This is a genomic window from Pseudomonas sp. NFACC16-2, from assembly GCF_900119205.1.
GTDB lineage: Bacteria > Pseudomonadota > Gammaproteobacteria > Pseudomonadales > Pseudomonadaceae > Aquipseudomonas > Aquipseudomonas fluorescens_Q.
This window is the reverse complement of record NZ_FPIX01000005.1, coordinates 67,846-88,431: the sequence shown is the minus strand read 5'-3', so window position 1 is coordinate 88,431 and position 20,586 is coordinate 67,846. Positions and strand designations below refer to the sequence as shown.

22 protein-coding genes and 1 pseudogene are annotated in these 20,586 nt (G+C 57.3%); 13 read left to right on the top strand and 10 right to left on the bottom strand.

The window, feature by feature from the left end:
• Position 1: 1 nt before the first annotated feature.
• Complete coding sequence (locus tag BT116_RS06785; protein WP_060738695.1) at positions 2-838, bottom strand: CvfB family protein; 837 nt, start codon at positions 836-838, stop codon at positions 2-4.
• Positions 839-1,177: 339 nt separating this feature from the next.
• Here BT116_RS06785 and BT116_RS06780 point away from each other — a divergent pair, with 339 nt between their 5' ends.
• From BT116_RS06780 to BT116_RS06770, 3 genes are all read left to right on the top strand, one after another.
• Positions 1,178-1,366: a hypothetical protein gene (locus tag BT116_RS06780; protein ID WP_018607615.1), complete on the top strand. Its 189-nt coding sequence runs from the start codon at positions 1,178-1,180 to the stop codon at positions 1,364-1,366.
• Positions 1,367-1,555: 189 nt separating this feature from the next.
• The gene (locus BT116_RS06775) at positions 1,556-2,272 is read left to right on the top strand and encodes a TorF family putative porin (RefSeq protein ID WP_072341448.1); all 717 of its coding nucleotides are present in this window, start codon (positions 1,556-1,558) and stop codon (positions 2,270-2,272) included.
• Positions 2,273-2,353: 81 nt separating this feature from the next.
• Complete coding sequence (locus BT116_RS06770; RefSeq protein WP_072341445.1) at positions 2,354-3,220, top strand: DUF6279 family lipoprotein; 867 nt, start codon at positions 2,354-2,356, stop codon at positions 3,218-3,220.
• A gap of 62 nt (positions 3,221-3,282) precedes the next feature.
• Here the strand turns inward: BT116_RS06770 and BT116_RS06765 are convergent, their stop codons facing one another.
• Positions 3,283-3,675: a hypothetical protein gene (locus BT116_RS06765; RefSeq protein WP_063322456.1), complete on the bottom strand. Its 393-nt coding sequence runs from the start codon at positions 3,673-3,675 to the stop codon at positions 3,283-3,285.
• Between the two features lie 298 nt (positions 3,676-3,973).
• Between BT116_RS06765 and BT116_RS06760 the strand changes: the two genes are divergently transcribed.
• The 4 genes from BT116_RS06760 to BT116_RS06745 all read left to right on the top strand — a co-directional run bounded on the left by BT116_RS06760 (position 3,974) and on the right by BT116_RS06745 (position 6,157).
• Positions 3,974-4,705, top strand: coding sequence for a DUF899 domain-containing protein (locus tag BT116_RS06760; protein ID WP_072341442.1), 732 nt, complete (start codon positions 3,974-3,976; stop codon positions 4,703-4,705).
• Positions 4,706-5,115: 410 nt separating this feature from the next.
• Positions 5,116-5,388, top strand: coding sequence for a hypothetical protein (locus BT116_RS06755; protein ID WP_072341439.1), 273 nt, complete (start codon positions 5,116-5,118; stop codon positions 5,386-5,388).
• Between the two features lie 117 nt (positions 5,389-5,505).
• Positions 5,506-5,808 carry a type II toxin-antitoxin system RelE/ParE family toxin gene (locus BT116_RS06750; protein WP_063322458.1) on the top strand — a complete coding sequence of 101 codons (303 nt, stop codon included), beginning with the start codon at positions 5,506-5,508 and terminating at the stop codon, positions 5,806-5,808.
• Positions 5,801-6,157 carry an addiction module antidote protein gene (locus BT116_RS06745; protein ID WP_072341436.1) on the top strand — a complete coding sequence of 119 codons (357 nt, stop codon included), beginning with the start codon at positions 5,801-5,803 and terminating at the stop codon, positions 6,155-6,157. Before BT116_RS06750 ends, BT116_RS06745 begins: the two co-directional genes overlap by 8 nt.
• Positions 6,158-6,221: 64 nt before the next feature.
• Here BT116_RS06745 and BT116_RS31005 read toward each other — a convergent pair whose 3' ends face one another.
• Both BT116_RS31005 and BT116_RS31000 read right to left on the bottom strand, forming a co-directional pair.
• Positions 6,222-6,509 (bottom strand): HigA family addiction module antitoxin, encoded by a 288-nt coding sequence (locus BT116_RS31005; protein ID WP_072341690.1) that lies wholly within the window; start codon positions 6,507-6,509, stop codon positions 6,222-6,224.
• 24 nt (positions 6,510-6,533) lie between these two features.
• Positions 6,534-6,764 (bottom strand): annotated as a pseudogene (locus tag BT116_RS31000) (BrnA antitoxin family protein); the annotation flags it as partial.
• A gap of 295 nt (positions 6,765-7,059) precedes the next feature.
• Between BT116_RS31000 and BT116_RS31775 the strand changes: the two are divergent.
• Entirely contained in the window at positions 7,060-7,464 is a 405-nt protein-coding gene (locus tag BT116_RS31775; RefSeq protein ID WP_371856157.1) for a hypothetical protein, read from the top strand.
• A 244-nt stretch (positions 7,465-7,708) separates the two neighbouring features.
• Here the strand turns inward: BT116_RS31775 and BT116_RS06720 are convergent, their stop codons facing one another.
• Entirely contained in the window at positions 7,709-10,213 is a 2,505-nt protein-coding gene (locus BT116_RS06720; protein WP_072341433.1) for a glycoside hydrolase, read from the bottom strand.
• Positions 10,214-10,579: 366 nt separating this feature from the next.
• Here BT116_RS06720 and BT116_RS06715 point away from each other — a divergent pair, with 366 nt between their 5' ends.
• Positions 10,580-10,855 carry a hypothetical protein gene (locus BT116_RS06715; RefSeq protein WP_072341430.1) on the top strand — a complete coding sequence of 92 codons (276 nt, stop codon included), beginning with the start codon at positions 10,580-10,582 and terminating at the stop codon, positions 10,853-10,855.
• Positions 10,856-11,092: 237 nt separating this feature from the next.
• Here the strand turns inward: BT116_RS06715 and BT116_RS06710 are convergent, their stop codons facing one another.
• On the bottom strand, positions 11,093-12,439 hold the full coding sequence (locus BT116_RS06710; RefSeq protein WP_072341427.1) for a DEAD/DEAH box helicase: 1,347 nt from the start codon (positions 12,437-12,439) through the stop codon (positions 11,093-11,095).
• Positions 12,440-12,632: 193 nt separating this feature from the next.
• Here BT116_RS06710 and BT116_RS06705 point away from each other — a divergent pair, with 193 nt between their 5' ends.
• Complete coding sequence (locus BT116_RS06705; protein ID WP_072341425.1) at positions 12,633-13,931, top strand: mechanosensitive ion channel family protein; 1,299 nt, start codon at positions 12,633-12,635, stop codon at positions 13,929-13,931.
• Positions 13,932-13,970: 39 nt separating this feature from the next.
• Here the strand turns inward: BT116_RS06705 and BT116_RS06700 are convergent, their stop codons facing one another.
• From BT116_RS06700 to BT116_RS06685, 4 genes are all read right to left on the bottom strand, one after another.
• Positions 13,971-14,837, bottom strand: coding sequence for a carboxylate/amino acid/amine transporter (locus BT116_RS06700; RefSeq protein ID WP_072341422.1), 867 nt, complete (start codon positions 14,835-14,837; stop codon positions 13,971-13,973).
• 80 nt (positions 14,838-14,917) lie between these two features.
• Positions 14,918-16,786, bottom strand: coding sequence for an ATP-binding protein (locus tag BT116_RS06695; protein WP_072341419.1), 1,869 nt, complete (start codon positions 16,784-16,786; stop codon positions 14,918-14,920).
• A 301-nt stretch (positions 16,787-17,087) separates the two neighbouring features.
• Positions 17,088-17,687: an FMN-dependent NADH-azoreductase gene (locus BT116_RS06690; protein WP_072341417.1), complete on the bottom strand. Its 600-nt coding sequence runs from the start codon at positions 17,685-17,687 to the stop codon at positions 17,088-17,090.
• A gap of 150 nt (positions 17,688-17,837) precedes the next feature.
• Entirely contained in the window at positions 17,838-18,152 is a 315-nt protein-coding gene (locus BT116_RS06685; protein ID WP_072341412.1) for a 3-phosphoglycerate kinase, read from the bottom strand.
• A 50-nt stretch (positions 18,153-18,202) separates the two neighbouring features.
• Between BT116_RS06685 and BT116_RS06680 the strand changes: the two genes are divergently transcribed.
• The 3 genes from BT116_RS06680 to BT116_RS06670 are packed head-to-tail and all read left to right on the top strand — an operon-like array spanning position 18,203 to position 20,512.
• Complete coding sequence (locus BT116_RS06680; protein WP_060738713.1) at positions 18,203-19,126, top strand: PA3225 family LysR-type transcriptional regulator; 924 nt, start codon at positions 18,203-18,205, stop codon at positions 19,124-19,126.
• Positions 19,127-19,140: 14 nt separating this feature from the next.
• Positions 19,141-19,944: an alpha/beta fold hydrolase gene (locus BT116_RS06675; protein ID WP_072341409.1), complete on the top strand. Its 804-nt coding sequence runs from the start codon at positions 19,141-19,143 to the stop codon at positions 19,942-19,944.
• A 4-nt stretch (positions 19,945-19,948) separates the two neighbouring features.
• The gene (locus BT116_RS06670; protein WP_072341407.1) at positions 19,949-20,512 is read left to right on the top strand and encodes a peptidylprolyl isomerase; all 564 of its coding nucleotides are present in this window, start codon (positions 19,949-19,951) and stop codon (positions 20,510-20,512) included.
• The last annotated feature ends 74 nt before the right edge of the window (positions 20,513-20,586 follow it).

Below are 20,586 nucleotides of genomic sequence, written 5' to 3'. Positions count from 1 at the left end.
ATCAGCTCAACTCAATACGATCGGCATGAATGACAATCTGCCCATTCTTGTACAGCGCCCCAATGGCCTTCTTGAAATTGCCCTTGCTCACGCCAAACAGGCTGCTGATCAGCGCCGGGTCGCTCTTGTCGCTGACCGCCAGGGTGCCGTTGTTCTCTCGCAACTTGGCGAGGATCTTGGCGTTCAGGCTGGTGGCAGCTTCCTGGCCCACCGGCTGCAGGCTCAGGCTGATCTTGCCGTCTGGGCGAATCTCCTTGATGAAACCTTTTTCCTGCATGCCCGCGCGCATGAACTTGAAGATTTCGTTCTTGTGGATCAAGCCCCAGTGCTTGTTGTTGATGATCGCCTTGAACCCCATGTCGGTGGCTTCGGCGACCAGCAAATCCACTTCCTGGCCCGGCGTATAGTTGGCCGGGGTCTTGTCCAGATAGCGATCCAGGCGTGCCGTGGCGGTGATGCGGCGGGTGTGCTTGTCGAGGTAGACGTGCACCACGCAGTATTCGCCGGCGGTCATCTGGCGCTTTTCTTCGGAATACGGCAGCAACAGGTCCTTGGGCAGGCCCCAGTCCAGGAACACGCCGATGCTGTTGACCTCAACCACTTTCAGGCTGGCGAATTCACCGACCTGGACCTTGGGTTTTTCCGTGGTGGCGATCAATTTGTCGTCGCTGTCCAGATAAATGAAAACATTGAGCCAGTCTTCATCTTCGCTGGGAATATCCTTGGGGATATAACGGTTGGGCAGCAGAATTTCGCCGTCCGCGCCGCCATCCAGATATAAACCGAAGTTAGTGTGTTTAACCACTTGCAAACTGTTGTAGCGCCCGACTAAAGCCATTTCCAATACCCTCATTGCGTGGGCGGCATTCTACCCGGTTTTGCAGCGCGATTCGTGGCCGCCGGCAAGGTTTGCCTGGAAGGCCTGGCACAACCGTTGATTTTCCTGGGTTTGCGTCCGAGGCACAGCCATTCGTCAGGCCGGAGACGGTGCATGCCGTCCTTTCTCGGCACAATATTCTTCACATGGTTGTTATTTAAAACAGAGGCTTAGGGCAATTATTGCCGGATAACGGCTGATTATTCCCGTCACGCTGGCGATAATTCAGAAGGATATTTGCCAAGCAATTGTCAAGTATTTCCTGTACGATGCCTGGCCCAATTAATTATCTACAGGTTAATGGCCGTCATGCGCGTAAAAGCATCCAACAGCAAAGCAAAGCCAGCTCCAGCCGTTGAAACCAGCGAGTCGATCAACGACCAGATCGCTGCGTTCCTCAAGTCCGGCGGCGAGATCCAGCAAATTGCCAAAGGCGTCAGCGGCCAGACATTCGGCCCGTCCAAGCAGATCAGCCTGGGCAAGAAGTAACCTGCGCGTCACCTGGTCCCAAAGCGCTTTGAGTTTCGAAGCGCTTGGACTGGAACCCTCCCCGCCCTATCCATTTCCCATGAATCGACGAACGGCCTTCGCAGCCGAGCATTCGCCGGTATGCTTTCACCTCTCTAGCCCAAGCGTTTCAGCTTAGTTCCTGCTCCTCGCTATTTCATGGAGTGAAGCATGCGTATTCCTATTGTTGCGCTGGCGATCAGCCTGCTGACGTGCTCCCTCGCCCAGGGGCAGGTGTTCCAACGCGAACTCGGCGACTTCGATCTCAAACTGGGCACCACTCCCAGCCGTAGCATGGCCGAGGGCCTGGTCACGCCGTCGAGCACCGGCTCGTTTCATGGTGGGTTGGACCTGAGCCATGACAGCGGCTGGTACGTTGGCCAGTGGTCACCCAGCGCCGGCCTGACATCGTCCGCCGACCTTGAGGTCGATTCCTACATGGGCTTTAAACAACCCTTCGACCAGACCCTGGGCTACGAAGTCGGCCTGATCCACTACAGCTACCCCACCGTCGATACCCTCGACAGCCAGGAGTTCTACGGCGGCCTGACCGTGCTCGGCAGCCGTTTTGGCGCGGCCCTGAGCAACGACCCGGACAAACAGAACAGCACACTGTTCGCCGACCTGGGCGGCAACGTGCCGTTCGGCATTGGCATCAGCGCCAAATACACCACCCACCAACTCAATACGCCAGTCTCGGTCGAGAACGGTTATGTCGGCAGCTTCAGCGACTGGTCGTTGAAAATTTCCCGTCCGTGGAAGGGCCTCGACCTGGACCTGATCTACAGCGACTCAAGCCTCAGCGGCAGCAGTTGCTCGGCGTACTCGGGCCACAACAGCGAGTGCGACAGCCTGCTGACCCTCAAGATGGCCCACCCTTTTTACTAAGCGTTACGCATTTAATCGGCTGAACTGCCGCGCGTCTGCGATGCTCAAACAAAGCACCTACGCCTTCGCAAGGACTCGCTCATGCCGCGCTGGTTGACCCGCACTGCCATGTTTATCGCCCTGTTGCTGACGCTCACCGCCTGCAGCCGCATCGGCCTGGCCTACCGCAACCTCGACCTGATCATCCCCTGGACCCTCAACGATTACCTGGACATCAGAGGCGAGCAAAAAGACTGGTTCAACGAACGCCTCAAGGACCACCTGACCTGGCATTGCACAACCCAATTGCCCGGCTACCTCGACTGGCTGGATCGCCTCAAGACCATGGTGAAAACTGACCAGGTAACCGACGAAGCCTTGCAACAACGTACCCAAGAAGCCAAGGCCGCCATCGCCGAAACCGCACGGCAGATCACTCCCTCCGCCATCGAACTGCTGCAAGGCCTGAACGACGACCAAGTCGATGACATGGACGCCGCCTTCGTCAAGGATCAGCGCAAACGCCAGCAACAGTACCTCAAGCCGACGTTGCAGGAACAGATCCAGGAACGCAGCGACCGCATGGTCAAACGCTTGGACGACTGGCTCGGCCCGCTCAACGAAGCCCAGCTCCAACGGGTGATGGCCTGGTCCACCGCCCTGGGTGACCAGAACCAGCAATGGATCGCCAACCGCGCCCACTGGCAAAACCAGTTCAGCGAAGCCGTGGCCCAGCGCCACAGTCCTGACTTTCCGAAACGCATCGAGCAACTGCTGGTCAATCGGGAAAGTCTCTGGACCCCGGCCTATCGCAAGGCCTTCAGCAAAACCGAAGCCCAGGCCCGCAGCCTGCTGGTGGACCTGATGGCCGAAAGCACCCCGCCCCAGCGCGAACAGCTACTGAAGAAAATCGACGGGGTGAAGAAGGATTTCACTGACTTGAAGTGCCTGAAAGCAGCACGATCTTAAAACCACTGAAGATCCAATGTGGGAGCGAGCAAGCTCGCTCCCACAAGGTTTGTGCCTGGTTCCTAGGCAATCTGCGCCTTCGAAGCCAAATCATCAAACGTAAACTCATCCAGCGCATCGTCCTGCTCATCCAGCACCTGGCGCGGATGATCATTGCCCGGAATGCTGCTGTCGATCAGGCTCAACAACCGCGAGCCACGGGGCGTCAGCACGAAGTTCTCGCCGTTACCGCCCTCTTCCTCCGGCCGCGGCTCGATATAGCCACGCTCCAGCAGTAATTTTTCATACTCCCCGGCGACCGCTTTCAGATGATCGAGGTTCTCGATTTCCTCACCCGCCGCCGCCTTCTGAGCTGCGTATTCCTCCGCATAAGGCCTAGGCGTAAAACTGTGGCCGGCGCCGTTCTGCACTTCGTGCAACAACTTTTCGATCAAGTCCCAGTTATAAGTCGTCATCCTGGTCCATCCTCTGAAGAGTGAGATGCCTACCTAGGTTGTGACCGAGGTGCTGCGCCGCCGTTCAGCCAGGTTTCCGGGCGCAATGCTGTTTACTTGAGGCCTATCCAATTCATTGTGGCGAGGGGATTTATCCCCGTTGGGCTGCGAAGCAGCCCTGAATCCAACCGCGCGGTGTACAAGCTTAACGGCTAGCTATTTCACAAACCGACCAACGGCCTGTCGAATTCATCCAGAGCCAGACGACCACTTACAGAAAGTGCCGACTCAGCGGCTCTGCCATGCAGGAGAATTCATCATGAATGTTGAGAATCATCCGGTCGTCTCGCGGGAAGAGTGGCTCGCCGCCCGCCGCCAACACCTGGCCCACGAAAAAGCCTTCACCCGCGAACGAGACAAACTCAGCGCCGAACGCCGCGCCTTGCCCTGGGTAAAAATCGACAAACCCTACCGCTTCCAAGGCCCCCACGGTGAACTGAGCCTGGCCGACCTGTTCGGCGGCCGCAGCCAACTGATCACCTACCACTTCATGTTCGGCCCCGGCTGGACAGAAGGCTGCCAGGGCTGCTCGTTCCTCTCCGACCACATCGACGGCGCCAACCAACACCTGGCCCACCACGACGTGGCCGTGGTCGCCGTCTCCCGCGCCCCCTTCGCCGAGTTCCAGCCGTTCAAGCGCCGCATGGGCTGGACTTTCGACTGGGTCTCGTCCAACGGCTGCGACTTCAACTACGACTTCGGCGTCAGCTTCAAAGCCGAAGACACCGCCGGTGGAAAAGCCACCTACAACTACGAAAAAACCGACACCACCGAAGGCGAACTCCCCGGCCTGAGCGTCTTCTACCGCAACGAAGCCGGCGACATCTTCCACACCTACTCCACCTACGCCCGTGGCCTGGACATGCTGGTCGGCACCTACAACTACCTCGACCTGACGCCCAAGGGCCGCAACGAAGACGAAATCATGGACTGGGTGCGGCATCACGATAAATACAACGAGGCCAAGCCACACAGCTGCTGCCATGGCTGATACGTCCACTGGCCCAGTCGAGCACGGTCCCCGTGGCGAGGGAGCTTGCTCCCGCTCGACTGCACAGCAGTCGCCCGCTTTAAGCCGACAAATACCGGGCCAAACGTCCTACATGAAGCTCGGAAAGCGGTGTCTTGTGGCCCTGGAGCGAGCCAGCCTATAGTCCCTCGTCGCCCAAAAAGGCGATTCGGGTTTGGCGACTCGATTACAGAGAATGCGAAAGCTACCGGCTAATTGCAGGTACCGACGCACCCGCAAAGCCGCTATATTCCACGGCGGCTGTGCGCGGGAGATCTTCGGATCTGCCGGTTTTCTCTGTAACCGGTTCGCCAACCTGCGCACAGCCACCACCCAATCGTTTGGCGACGACTGAGTGATGGCTTTCAGCCAATCAAACAGAGATCTTCAAAATGAATCGATATATGCCCATCACAGGCATCGACTGTGTCCCCGCAACCTTACTCATCGACACCGAAGCCCCGTTGGACGTCCTCTTCGAAACCGCCGACTACCGCATCCGCACCGTGACCCAGGTGCTGGGGAACATCGCGTTCCGCTCTGATATCAGCTCCGATACGGTGGTGCTTTCGGACTTTTGCAAAATGCTAACGATAGCGTTGCGCGATGGGTGTGATGTGATGGACGTGATTGGGAGACGGTTGCGGGCGCAAGCTGCTGAGTAACGAAAACGGGCGACCTCTGGGTCGCCCGTCTCACTTTCTAATTAGTGGAATAACAAGGCACACGCTTGACCCTAAATATGCAGCCTTGCCTTTTCTGTATTTTATAGACTACATTTCATGAAGAAGATCGAATCCAGCAAATTCCGATCCTGGCTGAAAAAGCTCAAGGATGGCACCGGCAGAGCTCGTATCACCTCACGGATCAACCGACTGATAGAGGGCTTACCTGGCGATGTCGCTCCAGTCGGCCATGGTATCAGTGAGCTACGAATTCACTACGGGCCTGGCTACAGGGTGTATTTCTACCAGCAGGGCGACGTGCTGGTGATTCTGCTCTGTGGCGGCGACAAAGGCAGTCAGAGCCGCGACATTGAAACCGCCCACCAGATAATGCAGGCGTGGAGAGCACAAAATGACTGAGACTTTTACAGAATTTGACCCCGCAGAATACCTCAGTACTCCCGAAGCCATCGCGGAGTTCATGAGCGATGCTCTGGAAACCGGCGATGCAAGTTACATCGCCAAAGCGATGGGGGTAGTCGCGCGAGCTAAGGGGATGACCGAATTGGCCAGGGAAACAGGCCTGTCGCGCGAACAGCTATACCGTTCCTTCAGCGAGCACGGTAATCCCACTCTGAAAACACTCCTGGCGGTCATGAAGGCACTTGGTGTCGATATGACGGCTCGGCCACACACGCACCTGCGCCGTAATCCTAATGGAAAGAAAAGGGGGCAAAGAAACACGAAAAGGGGACCAGACTGCGATTAAAAAGACAGGCCTATCTCGATTAGTCTGTCTCAAATCCCCAACTCCGGCGATGTCTGGGGACGACTCAGACGAAAGCGAGCTTTCTTACCTGCAATAAATCAACATGCTGACGAGCCACCCACAGATCATAAGCATCCTGCATCGCCAGCCAACTCTCCGGCGAGCGGCCAAGCGCTACAGACAACCGCAATGCCATTTCAGGCGAAACGCGGCTAGTACCCTTCAAGACACGACTCAGTGCCAAGGGCGCTACATCGAGTTTTTCTGCCAACTCACGACCGCTGATGCCGTTCGGCTCCAGATAAATCTCGGTAATGAATTCCCCGGGGTGGGGAGGATTGTGCATATTCATCAGTGGTACTCCTCGTAGTCCAGGACGGGCCTGTGTGTAATGGCGAAGAAGCTGATTGATGCGTGCCTGATAACCCGCGCCCTGCCCCTTGAACCACTCGACCACATCGGCATCAAGGCGAATAGTCACCGCCTGTCTTACCGGTACACGCAGCTTGGCGCGACGGAAGAAGCCCTCACCCAGTTCGGGGATATCGCTGGTATCGATGTCCACGTCGTTCAACTTGGCCAAGCACTCCCAGTCAGTTTTCGACATAACGATGACCTCCTGCTTGGTGGCTTTTCGGGAGGAGATGATGCGGATCACATCGCCCCACAGTTCGGTGTACACGACCATGCCAATCATCGCTTTGATCAAGCCGATGGTTCGACGCAGGGTGCCTCTTCACCAAAGACTACTGTCGAAACCGCCCCTCTGAAATCAGACGCATCCCGTAAAAAAGTACGAAAGATCCTGCACAGACGTGGAAACCTCCTGCGAAACAGACGGACAGAATTACAGCAGGTCGTAGTGAAGGAAACGGGGACTTGCTCCGCTATCGTGATGAAGTATGAAGACGCTAAGCCACATGGCTGCTGATACGGCTAAAACCCAATCCTTAGGCCGAGTACCGCTCCGTGGCGAGGGAGCTTGCTCCCGCTCGACTGCACAGCAGTCGCCTGCTTTGCCTGACCTGTCGCAGCGCCAAAGCCGACCGCTGCAAGGCCAAAGATCCTACACAAAGCTCGGAAACTGCATCCCCGCTACCCTGCTCATCGACACCGAAGCCCCGCTCGACGTCCTTTTCGAAAAAGCTGATTACCGCATTCGCACCGTGACCCAATTGCTGGAAGACATCGCGTTCCGCTCGGATATCAGCGCCGATACGATGGTGCTTTCCGATTTCTGCAAAATGCTGACGATAGCCCTGCGCGATGGATGTGATTGGGAGGCCGTTACGGGCCCAGGCTGTTGAATAATGAAAACGGGCGAGCTTTGAGTCGCCCGTTTCAAATGTATGGAGAGTACAAATTGATTGAGACTTTTACAGAATTTGACCCCGCAGAATACCCGGCGGGAGCACGCGCCCTCGCCAAAGGGGCTGTGCCGAATTCAGGTTGGGCTTCATAAAGAACCGGACTCAACGTCCGGTTCTTTATGAAAGAGCTAGGAATTCGCCTCGGAAAGCAGGGATATCCTGCTGAGCAGTGGTTTGACGACTACTTACTTGCCTCCTCGACGGCTGCCGTGTTCTGAGGACCGAAAGAATATTTCAGGGCCCGTGCCTTCATGGTGCGCGGATCAGGTAAGCCTACGGTCTCTGGGCCCGCAAAACCGGTGACACCTTTGCTGAGCGTGGGATTGATCGCATCGAACAGGAAGCTGAAACCTTGTTTGAGCGAGCTCTGGGCGATGCCGTGACATCCCATGCAACCGCCCATGGTCAGGCCTTGGGTGCTGTGGTCGTAATCCGGTACCTTGATGTTCAACTGGTTGCGCGCATTGATCAGGGTGTTGTTCTTCGGGATGGGGAATACGTTGCTCCCACGAAACAGCTGAATCCCCGGCTGGCTGCTTTCTACCATGATATTGGCCAGATAGTAATCCGGATCGGTTTGAGTGCTCGACGGGATGGCTTGAACGCCTTTGAGCCGATAATGCTTCCAGACCGAATTGTTGAATTCGCCGCTGCCGTCCATCAACTGCTTGACTTGGTTGTTCACCGCCGCGACTTCGACATCCATGGTGAGCGGTTGCACGACCCGGATCGGGCCGGCCTGCCCTTCAGGGATCCCGTTACTGCCGGAATAGACCGGAGGATCAAGGCTCGCGTTTGCGACTGCGCCCGCTTTTGGCAGGGAAACCGTATAGGTCTTGTTGCCGTCAGAGAAGGTGGCGGTCGGGGGGTTGTTTATATCGAAACCGGGGTAATCAATCTTGTTGTAGTTGGCAATGTAGTAGAGCCCGGTCGGTGATTTACCGTCGGGCAACGTCAGGGCATCTTCGTGCTCGAACGTGGCGAAAATGAAGGTCGGGTAGTTGGACGTCTTGTGGATTATATGTAAGGCGACCAGTGCGTAGTCTTCGTTCTGCGCCACCGGGTCACTGTCGAGGCCCTTATAGGTCACCACCGTCGCCGTGTGGTAACGCGCGCGATTTTGAACCGGGATGTCTGCCAGCTTGCGCCATGTCGCCTTGACCTCCACCGCGCCGTCGGGCAGCACTACATTCATATCCGGGAAGCTGGTCAGGCCTTTCGCATATTCATAAACGACGGGGTTCGCCTTGGCCTCGAACAGGATCTGGCTGTCGTTTGAAGGGGCATAATCGCTCCCTGTCTTCGCCGCATTTGGCGGATTGACTGGGAAGAAAATAGCGTTTTGTCCTATTTGGGTCGCCTCATCCAGATTGTTGTAATGATTAAAGGTGGCGCCAGGCGCCAAACGAATACCCTGGGGAAATTGGATATAGCTGTATTGCGGGTCAGAACCAAACGGGCGCGTCGGACCACCTGCGGTGTTTTTTTGTGGTCCCGCGGGAAACAACTCAGTACGGTGCGCGAAGGTTTGCCATAACAAGGGGCTGGGAGACTTTGGCACCTTGCCCGAATCAGCAAAACTGCTGGCGGGATTGCCGACGCCGCGGTTAGCGGGCAATGGTGCCGCAGCTGTATTGTTCAGTGCGAAAAAGCTGCGCCAGGCGAACGTTGCATAGTCGGTATGGCTGAGGCCTGTGGCCAGGTCCGAGGGCAGTTGCGGGTTGCGCACGGTTAGATCGCTTGCGGTAATGCCATAGGAAACGCCCAATACCGAGGAAAAGTTATCAAGCCCACTCGCAGCGAAATACGGATTCCAGTTAACCCCATCGCTGGAGTAAAAGGTTTTTGTATTGTTGCTGACAAACACACGATCGTTGATCGTCGCCGCACTGTTCAGGAAAAGTTTACTGTTTATACCTTTCAGCTCTTGCCTCTCTCCCCACTGGCCGCGACGGTTGTAAGTGCGTGCGTACATGAGGCGATTTTCCACCGTGTAATAGACCCAAATCTTACCGCTATAGACGATAGGCACCACTTTGGTCAGAGGCGTGTCAGTGCTTTCCTGGAACGCTGGAGTTTCCCGGCCGAACAGAAGACCATCATTCGAAGTGACGTAATAAACAGTTTTAGCATTACCGTCACCTTTGTGATAAAAAATGAATAATTGACCGTTATACACAACGGGGCTGTTAACGCCGGCCATAGGACTGGTATTGATAGTTTGAATATCGGTCCAACTGACGCCGTCTGTAGAGCTGGTGGTCCTCAAGCGTTGCTGAGGATCGGCAAAGGTCAGCACTAGCTTCTGCTTAAATACAGTCACTGAAATATCCCCACCCCATCGGTAGCCATTCACTGGGATAGTTTTAGCAAGGGACCAGTTTTTCCCATCTGTCGAATAGGAAGAATAGATATGCTCTGAATCATAATTATTGGACCAGAACATATAAATTTTCCCCTTGAACGACTGCACCGCGGGTATAAATCCCGCTGGGAGGCCGAATCTCACCAGGCTCGTCGAGGAAGGAATACCGTTTGAGGCGTCGGGCTTGTCAAAGACATCGACTTTTATTCCCACACCTTGTTGCGGTGTGGCGATGATCAGACTTTCCGCATAGGCCGATGAGAGCGCAAACAAACCCCACAGACACAACATCAGCCGACTGAATATCGCTCTAAGACTCATAGGTTTCATTCCTTTGAATTAACGGCTACCACAGGCCGTGGATACGTCCTGACAGGCGTAGTTGTTCTATTGCTCAATGCGAGCTGAACTGGATAATCTGGAAGTCATTGACTGCATTGCGACAGACATATTGTTAGCCTCCTAGCTAATAAAGCACTTACATCCTGTGTGAAGCAGCGACCCGGCGTTGCAGGCATAGGGCTACCAGTCGCCTTTCTCCATGGTAGACGACGGTTTAATATCGGCTAGGGAAATTCTGAAAAAAGGTACCCTGCCAAGCGACAGCCAGCATGGCGGCTAATGAACTTTCCACCCAACGACGGCCTCAACCCATTACCTGCCCAACAAGGAATATGAGGCCCAGCCATGAAAACCCTCTTGAAACTCACCCTCGCAGCCACCCTCACCTGCGCCCTGCCCGCCTGGGCCACTTGCACGCCAGAGGAAGCGACCGCCAAACGTGAGCAACTGGCCCAGGAAGTGACCAAGCTCACCGAACAGAATCCGGCGAAGGCCAAGGAAATCAACGACGAGTTGCAGGCCATGGACCTGGAGACTGCCAGCAAGGATGTGCCGGATAAGTGCCAGTTGATTGATAAGCGCCTGGAAGAGTTGAAGGATGCGCGGAAGAAGGCGGGCTGAGTCGAGCACAGCCAGCTTTTGTGGCGAGGGGATTTATCCCCGCTGGGTTGCGAAGCAGCCCTAAAACCAGACAACGCGGTGTGTCAGGTTGATGGGGGTGGCTGTGTGGGGGCTGCTTCGCAGCCCAGCGGGGATAAATCCCCTCGCCACAGGATCTCTGCATGGCAGGTAGTTTTGTGTTTACCCATAAAAAAACCGGACCTTGGGTCCGGTTTTTCATGAAGCACTACCGCCGCTTCACTCAGCCGCAGGCGCTTCTGGCTTGCGGCGCTTGAGCGGGGCCATGCCGTCCTTGCTGACCAGCGACGGGGCGTCGGTTTTAGGGCGGTTGGCGGTCTTGCGCTTGGTCGGGGCCTTGGCGCCGGTTTTCTTCTTGTCGCCCTTGGCGTCGACCTTTTTCTTCTTCACGCCAACGGCCTTGCCCGAGGCCTTGACCTTCTTCGGCCCGCCGTAGGTGCCTTTGACTTCCTTGATGGTGCGGCGCTCGAAGCTCTGCTTGAGGTAGCGCTCGATGCTCGACATCAGGTTCCAGTCGCCGTGGCAGATCAGCGAGATCGCCAGGCCATCGTTGCCGGCGCGGCCGGTACGACCGATGCGGTGCACGTATTCGTCGCCGCTGCGGGGCATGTCGAAGTTGATGACCATGTCCAGGCCTTCCACGTCCAGGCCGCGAGCGGCGACGTCGGTGGCGACGAGGATTTTCACGCCGCCCTGCTTGAGGCGGTCGATGGCCAGCTTGCGGTCCTTCTGGTCTTTCTCGCCGTGCAGTACGAACGCCTTGTATTCCTGAGCCACCAGGCGGCCGTAGATGCGGTCGGCCATGGCCCGGGTGTTAGTGAATACGATGGCTTTTTCGTAGGTTTCGTTGGCCAGCAACCAGTTGACGATCTGCTCTTTGTGCTGGTTGTGATCAGCGGTGATGATCTGCTGGCGGGTAGTGGAGTTCAGTTGGCTGACCGCGTTGAGCTGCAAGTGCTCAGGGTTGTTCAGCACCTTGGCGATCATCTCGCGCAGGCCCGAGCCGCCAGTGGTGGCGGAGAACAGCATGGTCTGCTGGCGATTGACGCATTCGTCCACCAGGCGCTGCACGTCTTCGGCAAAACCCATGTCCAGCATGCGGTCGGCTTCGTCCAGCACCAGCACTTCGACTTCCTTCAGGTCAAGGTTGCCGGCGTTCAACTGCTCGATCATCCGCCCCGGTGTGCCGATCAGGATGTCCGGCACCTTGCGCAGCATGGCCGCCTGGACCTTGAAGTCTTCGCCGCCGGTGATCAGGCCGGACTTGATGAAAGTGAACTGCGAGAAGCGCTCCACTTCCTTCAGGGTTTGCTGGGCCAGCTCACGGGTCGGCAACAGGATCAGAGTCTTGATGCTGACGCGGACCTTGGCCGGGCCGATCAGGCGGTTGAGGATCGGCAGCACGAACGCGGCAGTCTTGCCGCTGCCGGTTTGCGCCGTCACCCGCAGGTCACGCCCCTGGAGCGCGAGCGGAATAGCCGCTGCCTGCACCGGCGTTGGCTCGACAAATTTAAGCTCGGCCACGGCTTTGAGCAGGCGTTCGTGCAGGGCGAATTGGGAAAACACGGGTGCTACCTCGAAGAAATGCAAAAAAACAGCTGCATAGGGTAACGGTTTCGAGCGCGAAGGCCGAGTTTCTTTATACAAACGGCGGCAAATCAGTGCATTTTTATCAGCCGTTATTGCATCAACGGTCACTTGACCGGGCTTAAATGCTCTAATCGTCCCGTCGCGTCTTTATAGAAGAACCGTTTCGTCCATGGACATCAAACAACTCTGGGTCAACCTCCAAGACCTCTGGGGTGCCCTTGACCAGCACCCGCTCCTGCATTCCAGCCTCGCCCTGATGTTGCTGCTGGTCATCGCCCTGGTGCTTGGCCGGGTGGCGCGCTACGTGATCCTGCACGGCGCCAAGCTGCTGGGGCGCCAACCGGCCTTGAACTGGGTCAACGACCTGCGCCAGAACAAGGTCTTCCATCGTCTGGCGCAGATGACGCCGTCGCTGATCATCCAGTTCGGCCTGCACCTGGTGCCGGAACTGAGCAAGACCAGCCTGATTTTCCTCGGCAATGTCGCCCTGGCTTTCACCATTTTGTTCCTGATGCTGGCTCTCAGTGCCTTGCTCAGCGCCCTGCTGGACGTCTATGCGCGCACCGAGCACGCCCGTACCCGCTCGATCAAAGGCTATGTGCAACTGACGAAGATGGTGCTGTATGTATTCGGCGCGATCATCATCGTCGCCACCCTGATCGACCGTTCGCCGCTGTTGCTGCTGTCGGGCCTGGGGGCGATGTCGGCGGTGATCCTGTTGGTCTACAAGGACACCCTGCTGTCGTTCGTCGCCAGCGTGCAGCTGACCAGCAACGACATGTTGCGGGTCGGCGACTGGATAGAGATGCCCCAGGTCGGCGCCGACGGTGACGTGGTGGACATCACGCTGCACACGGTCAAGGTGCAGAACTTCGACAAGACCATCGTCTCGATCCCGACCTGGCGGCTGATGTCCGAGTCGTTCAAGAACTGGCGCGGCATGCAGCAATCCGGCGGGCGGCGGATCAAGCGCAGCCTGTTCATCGACGCCAGCGGCGTGCGTTTCCTGCATGACGAGGAGGAACAACGCCTGACCCAGGTGCGCCTGCTGACCGACTACATCGGCCGCAAGCAGGCCGAACTCAAGGCCTGGAACGAGGCCCAGGGCAACGTCGCGGCGATGTCGGCCAACCGTCGGCGGATGACCAACCTGGGCACCTTCCGCGCTTATGCACTGGCGTATTTGAAAAGCCACGCGGAGATCCAGCCGAACATGACCTGCATGGTCCGGCAGTTGCAAACCACCGCCCAAGGCATCCCGCTGGAAATCTACTGTTTCACCCGCACCACCGCGTGGACCGACTACGAGCGTATCCAGGGGGATATTTTCGATTACCTGCTGGCGGTGATGCCGGAGTTTGGGTTGAACCTGTATCAACAGCCGAGCGGCACGGACCTGCGTTCGGGTTTGCTGCCGGCGGTGCTGGGGGCGAGCCAGTTGCCGGAACCGCAGAAGCAGGTGGTCTGAAACCACCACAGATCCCCTGTGGTAGCTCCCACAAGGGGATCAGTGCGAAGGCTGAGGCTGGCGTATCCCCAACCGACTGATCCACACCGCCGCCAATATCACCGTTCCCCCCAGCAGCAACCGCCCCAACGCCTCGTGCTGGTTCCAGATGAGCAGGTTCACCAGCAGCCCCACCGGCACATGCAGGTTGTTCATCACCGCCAGCGTCCCGCCATTGACCAGGCACGCGCCTTTGTTCCACCAGTACAGCCCCAGCGCGGTGGAGACCAGGCCGAGGAACACCAGCACGCCCCATTGCAGCGGCGCTTCAGGCCAGAAGTTGGCCTTGCCGAACAGCAGGAAAGCCGGCAACGCCACCATCAGCGCACCAAGATAGAAATAACCGAAACGCCGGTAATGCGGCAGGTCGCTCGGGTGGCGGGCCACCAGATGCTTGTACAGCACCTGCCCGGCTGCATAGGTGAAGTTGGCCAGTTGCAGCAGCAAGAAACCCATGAAGAAATCCGGGTTGATCCGGTCGTAGCGAATCACCGCCGCACCCGCCACGGCCACCAGCGCCGCGATCAGCGCCCAGGGGTTGAAGCGACGGTTCAGCGCATCTTCGATCAAGGTCACGTGCAGGGGCGTCAGGATGGTGAAAAGCAGCACCTCGGGCACCGTCAGCACTCGGAAGCTCAGATACAGGCAGACGTAGGTCACGCCAAACTGCAAGGCACCGATCAACAACATGCCGCGCATGAACGCCGGCTCCACCTGGCGCCAGCGCGTCAGTGGAATGAACACCAGCCCGGCCAGCAACACCCGCACCAGCACCGCGAAATAACTGTCCACATGCCCAGCCAGGTACTCGCCGATCAGGCTGAAGGAAAACGCCTGGATCAATGTCACAAAAAGTAGATAGCCCATACCGCCCTCGTTTCGAATGGCGGCGAAGATAGCGTTTTTGAACGGTGGGAGCGAGCTTGCTCGCGCCCACCGATACTCCACTAACTTGAAAATTCATCCACGACCCAAGGAGTGGCCTGACGCTGGTGCCGATGGCTGGCGGCACGCTGGAGCACTCGGGTCAGCGCCTGGAAGTTTGCCGGTTTGGTCAAGATGTCATCGGCACCCGCGGCCCTGAAACGCTCTATCTCGCTGGAAAAAACACTCGCGGTGAAAGCGACGATGTAGCAAGTATCGCCCTGGGGTAACTCGCGAATTCTACGCACAGCCTCCATCCCATCCATCACGGGCATGTTGATATCCATCAGAATGATCTCTGGCGTCGAAGCCATGCAACGATTGACCGCTTCCAGGCCATCTGACGCAAGGTCGGGTGTATAACCCAACTCTTGTAGCATCGCCATGGCCACTTTCTGACTCACCGGATGGTTCTCCACCAGAAGGATATCGAGCGGATAATCCTCGGCAAAAGACGAGTCGAAGCCAACCGCCCCATGATCATCCTTGATGGGTATTTCCGAGACTGAAAAAAGCGCCAGCGGCAGAGAGAAGGAAAATGTCGAGCCCAAACCTGGCTGACTGGTGAACGTTAACGTCCCCTGCTGCGCCTCGAGCAGGTTCTTGCAGATAGAAAGACCCAACCCGCTCCCAGTGAAGCGTTGGCTAGCCGCCTCTTTAAACTGGACAAAGGGTTTGAACAGATTGTCTTGCCGTTCCGTGGGGATACCGATGCCGGTATCGCGTATGGAGAAGTCGAGCCACGCTTGAGAGCCGTAACCGCTGGTGGAGACCAGGAGCGATATTTTTCCGGCTTCGGTAAATTTGACCGCATTGCCCAGCAAGTTGATCAATATCTGGCGAAGGCAATCCATATCGGTCTTGACCAAAGGCGGTACGTCCGGGGAAAACTGCGTCTCCAGCACGATGGGTTTGTCCTGGATATTTTGCCGGATCAGTTCCATACAGGATGAAACCAGTGCTCTCACTTCGAAAACACGAGGTTTCAATTCAAGTTTGCCCGCTTCGATTTTGGCGAGATCGAGAATGTTATCGATAAGAGACAGCAGGGTCCGTCCACTGGAATGAATCGTTGTGAGAAGACGACGTTGCTCGGGATCCAGGGCGGACCGGGCCAATAATTCGGTCGCGCCAATGACACCGTACATCGGGGTGCGAATTTCATGACTCATGGTTGCCAGAAAGCTGGTTTTTGAACGATCAGCGTCTTCGGCGGCATTTTTAGCCTGATTCAATACCTGCTCATTGACTCGCAGTTGCTGAAGATGAGCGCGCATGCGTAAAAGGAGGAAAGCGAGAAATACCAGGATGGCCAGGATGATGTGGTAGAGCGAGTCATGATTAAGTTGTTGGTAGTAGTCCGCCAAGGTAACTTCCGCCCCGACAACATACACCGTACCGTCTTGTGATTTTAAGGGGACAAAGACCGCGCGAAAATCACCCCAATGATCCGAGTAGTCGATCCAGGTTGGCTCGGTACGCTCAAAACTATCGAGTAAAGCCTGGCTGGCATCGGGATAAGGATCGAAAAAGCGCACGAAATTCTTCTCTTGAATTTCTTTTTTCGATGCGCTGGAACTGACCAGGTAAGCCTTTGCACCTCGCTTGATCACGCTATAGACAAAAGCAGTGCCCATGGACTCGTTGAAGCCGGAGAGGCGCTGAATGGTATCCCAGTCCTGCGCTTGCGATTTGGATTGTTTATCGACCAGATTGTCATGGTAACGGTCGCCGAGGATGGCCGAAGCACCCAGCGCGGCATGCAGCAATTTATTATTAATATTGTCAGTAAGGACGCTTTGCGTCTCGACATAGAGGTAGTAGATATAGCCACCGGCCCCTATGAGATAGGCTAGAAATAAGGCCCATGTCTGCCGTTTGATTTTTAACATATCACAGCCTCCCTACTGTAAATCGGCGCATAAATTACCACAGCCAGACGTCGACAGACTTGCCCAATCCGAGTGAGTTTGCCGTCTACCTATCTTCCAGCCCTCAAGGCTTGAAGGAGCGTTCATGTCAGGTGGTGGTTATTTCTATTTCCCCCAAAAAAAAGCCCGATCTCGCTAAAGCGTTCAATCGGGCTGATGCACTCAGGAGCAATAAGTGCAAAGGGAGGTTCGATGCGCAAAACGATTTGAAGGGAAGCGCCAGGCCACTAGACCACCTGGCGATTATCCGAGGATTAACGGATCAGGCGACCTGGGACAGTTTGGCGTTGGCCTGATTCAGGCCCTTCTCCTGGAAGTCGCCGCCCAGGTTCATGCCTTCGGCATGGATGAAGGTCACGTCGTGGATCCCGATGAAGCCCATGACCTGGCGCAAGTAGGGTTCTTGATGGTCAGTGCTGCCGCCGGCATGAATGCCACCACGGGCGGTCAGCACGAAGGCGCGCTTGTCGGCCAGCAGGCCTTGAGGTCCGGTGGGAGTGTATTTGAACGTCACGCCGGCACGCAGCACATGGTCGAGCCAGGCTTTCAGTGTGCTGGGGATGGCGAAGTTGTACATCGGTGCAGCCATTACCAGCACGTCGGCGGCCAGCAGTTCATCGGTCAGTTGGTTGGAGCGCTCCAGCGAGGCGTTTTCAACGTCGCTGCGCTGCTCGGCTGGCTTCATCCAGCCACCCAGCAGATTGGCATCCAGGTGCGGCACCGGATTGACGGCCAGGTCGCGAACGCTGATTTCATCGGCCGGGTGCGCCGCTTTCCACTGGCTGATGAAGGTCTGGGTCAATTGACGGGAAACCGAGTCTTGCTGGCGGGCACTGCTTTCGATGATCAGAACGCGGGACATGGCTTGTAGGCTCCATCTGAGAATGTTGTCAGTCGATGGAGTGAAGGTTAAACACGATCATATCGATGAAAAAGCGCAAATAACTGCTGTAAAGCATCGATAAATTCGTTTATAAGCGGAGCAAGCAATATTGCCTGCCCCACTCCCGGGCTATTTCGGCTGACAGGTCAGCTTGATGCGCAGCTTGATGATGTTGCGGTTGAACTTGGCCGTGGCGTTCTTGAACTTGCCGGCGGCGACGTCGATCTTGCGGGTGCGCGGTGCCTCGGGGCCATTGCTGAAGACCACGGTGCAGGCCGCGTCGGTGCTGCCGTAGTTGTTGACCTGGATGGAGCCGATATCGGCATCGGTGTCATAGGCGTTGTAGTCGATGCTCAGGCCGTTGAGGTGTTTTTCCACATCGATCGGGTAGGCAAACGCAGTCAGTGGCAGCAAGGCCAGCACCACACAACAGATTTTCTTCATTCGGCAGTCTCCACCAAGGGACTGCCAGCTTAGGACAAGAGGAGCTCGATATGAAAGCGCCCCGCGTAACCCTTGATCAATGGCGCACCTTGCAGGCCGTGGTCGACCACGGCGGCTTCGCCCAGGCCGCTGAAGTGCTGCATCGCTCCCAGTCGTCAGTGAGCTACACCGTGGCCCGCATGCAGGATCAGCTCGGCGTACCGTTGCTGCGCATCGATGGGCGCAAGGCCGTATTGACCGAAGCCGGCGGCGTACTGCTGCGCCGTTCCCGGCAACTGGTGAAACAGGCCAGCCAACTGGAAGACCTGGCCCACCACATGGAGCAAGGCTGGGAAGCGGAAGTGCGCCTGGTGGTCGACGCGGCCTACCCCAACGCCCGCCTCGTTCGCGCCTTGACGGCGTTCATGCCACAAAGCCGTGGCTGCCGGGTGCGGCTGCGCGAAGAAGTGTTGTCGGGTGTCGAAGAAGTGCTGCTCGAAGGCGTGGCCGACCTGGCCATCAGCGGCTTCAGCATTCCCGGTTACTTGGGGGCGGAGTTGAGCGACGTGGAGTTCATCGCGGTGGCCCATCCCGAGCATGCCCTGCACCGCCTCAACCGCGAACTGAACTTCCAGGACCTGGAAAGCCAGTTGCAAGTGGTCATCCGCGACTCCGGCCGCCAACAGCCCCGCGATGTCGGCTGGCTCGGCGCCGAGCAGCGCTGGACCGTGGGCAGCCTGGCCACCGCCGCGAGTTTTGTCGGCAGCGGCCTGGGCTTCGCCTGGCTGCCCCGGCACATGATCGAACGGGAACTCAAGGAAGGCGTGCTCAAGCGTCTACCCTTGGAACAGGGAGGCAGCCGCAACTCGACCTTCTATCTTTTCTCAAACAAGGAAAAACCCCTGGGCCCGGCCACGCAGATCCTGATCGAATTGCTGCGCACCTTCGACACCGCGCCGCTGGATGCGCCGTTCGCCGCCCCTGAACAAGCCTGACAAGGACTTCGCCGATGGCCTATTTTGAACATGAAGGTTGCAACCTGCACTATGAAGAATACGGCCACGGTACGCCCTTGCTGCTGGTCCACGGCCTGGGCTCGAGCACCCGCGACTGGGAAAAGCAGATCCCGGTGCTGTCCGCCCGCTACCACCTGATCGTGGTGGATGTGCGCGGCCACGGTCGCTCCGACAAGCCGCGCGAGCGCTACAGCATCGAAGGGTTCAGCGCCGACCTGGTTGCCCTGATCGAACACCTGGACCTCGGCCCGGTGCATCTGGTGGGTTGGTCCATGGGCGGCATGATCTGCTTTCAGCTGGCGGTGGACCAACCCAACCTGGTCAGGAGCCTGTGCATCGTCAACAGTGCGCCCGAAGTCAAAGTCCGCACGCCCGATGACTGCTGGCAATGGTTCAAGCGCTGGAGCCTGATGCGCATCCTCAGCCTGGAGACCATCGGCAAGGCCCTCGGCGCCAAGTTATTCCCCAAGCCCGAACAAACCGAGTTACGCCTGGAAATGGCTCGGCGCTGGGCAAAGAACGACAAACGTGCTTATCTCGCCAGCTTCGATGCGATCGTGGGATGGGGCGTGCAGGAACGACTGTCGCAGGTCGCCTGTCCAACCCTGGTCATTTGCGCCGACCATGACTACACCCCGGTGGCACTGAAAGAAGCCTACGTCAGGCTACTGCCCGATGCACGGCTGGTGGTCATCGCCGATTCGCGGCACGCCACCCCGCTGGATCAACCCGAACGCTTCAACCAAACCCTGCTCGACTTTTTGACCGCAACCGATTCCACCACTCAGGATCACTGACCCCATGCTGAAAAAAATCGCCCTTGCCGCCGGCACCGTATTGTTTGCCGCCAACCTGATGGCTGCGACTCCCGCCAAGGCACCCCATGTATTGCTGGACACCACCAACGGCCAGATCGAAATCGAACTGGACCCGGTCAAGGCCCCCATCAGTACCAAGAACTTCCTTGAGTACGTGGACAGCGGCTTCTACAACAACACGATTTTTCACCGGGTGATCCCGGGTTTCATGGCCCAGGGCGGTGGGTTCACTCAAACCATGCAACAAAAAGACACCAAGGCCCCAATCAAGAACGAAGCCAGCAATGGCTTGCACAACGTTCGCGGCACCTTGTCGATGGCCCGCACGTCCAACCCTGACTCGGCCACCAGCCAGTTCTTCATCAACGTGGCCGACAACGCCTTCCTCGATCCGGGCCGTGACGCCGGTTACGCAGTGTTCGCCAAGGTGGTCAAGGGCATGGACGTGGTGGACATCATCGTCAACTCCCAGACCACGACCAAACAAGGCATGCAAAACGTGCCGATCGACCCTGTGCTCATCAAGTCGGCCAAGCGCATCGACTGAAGCGGCACACGGCAAGCCTGGGCGGCGCGGGTCATCCCGCACCGCCCATTAGCAAAAAGGAGAGCCCCTGCCAG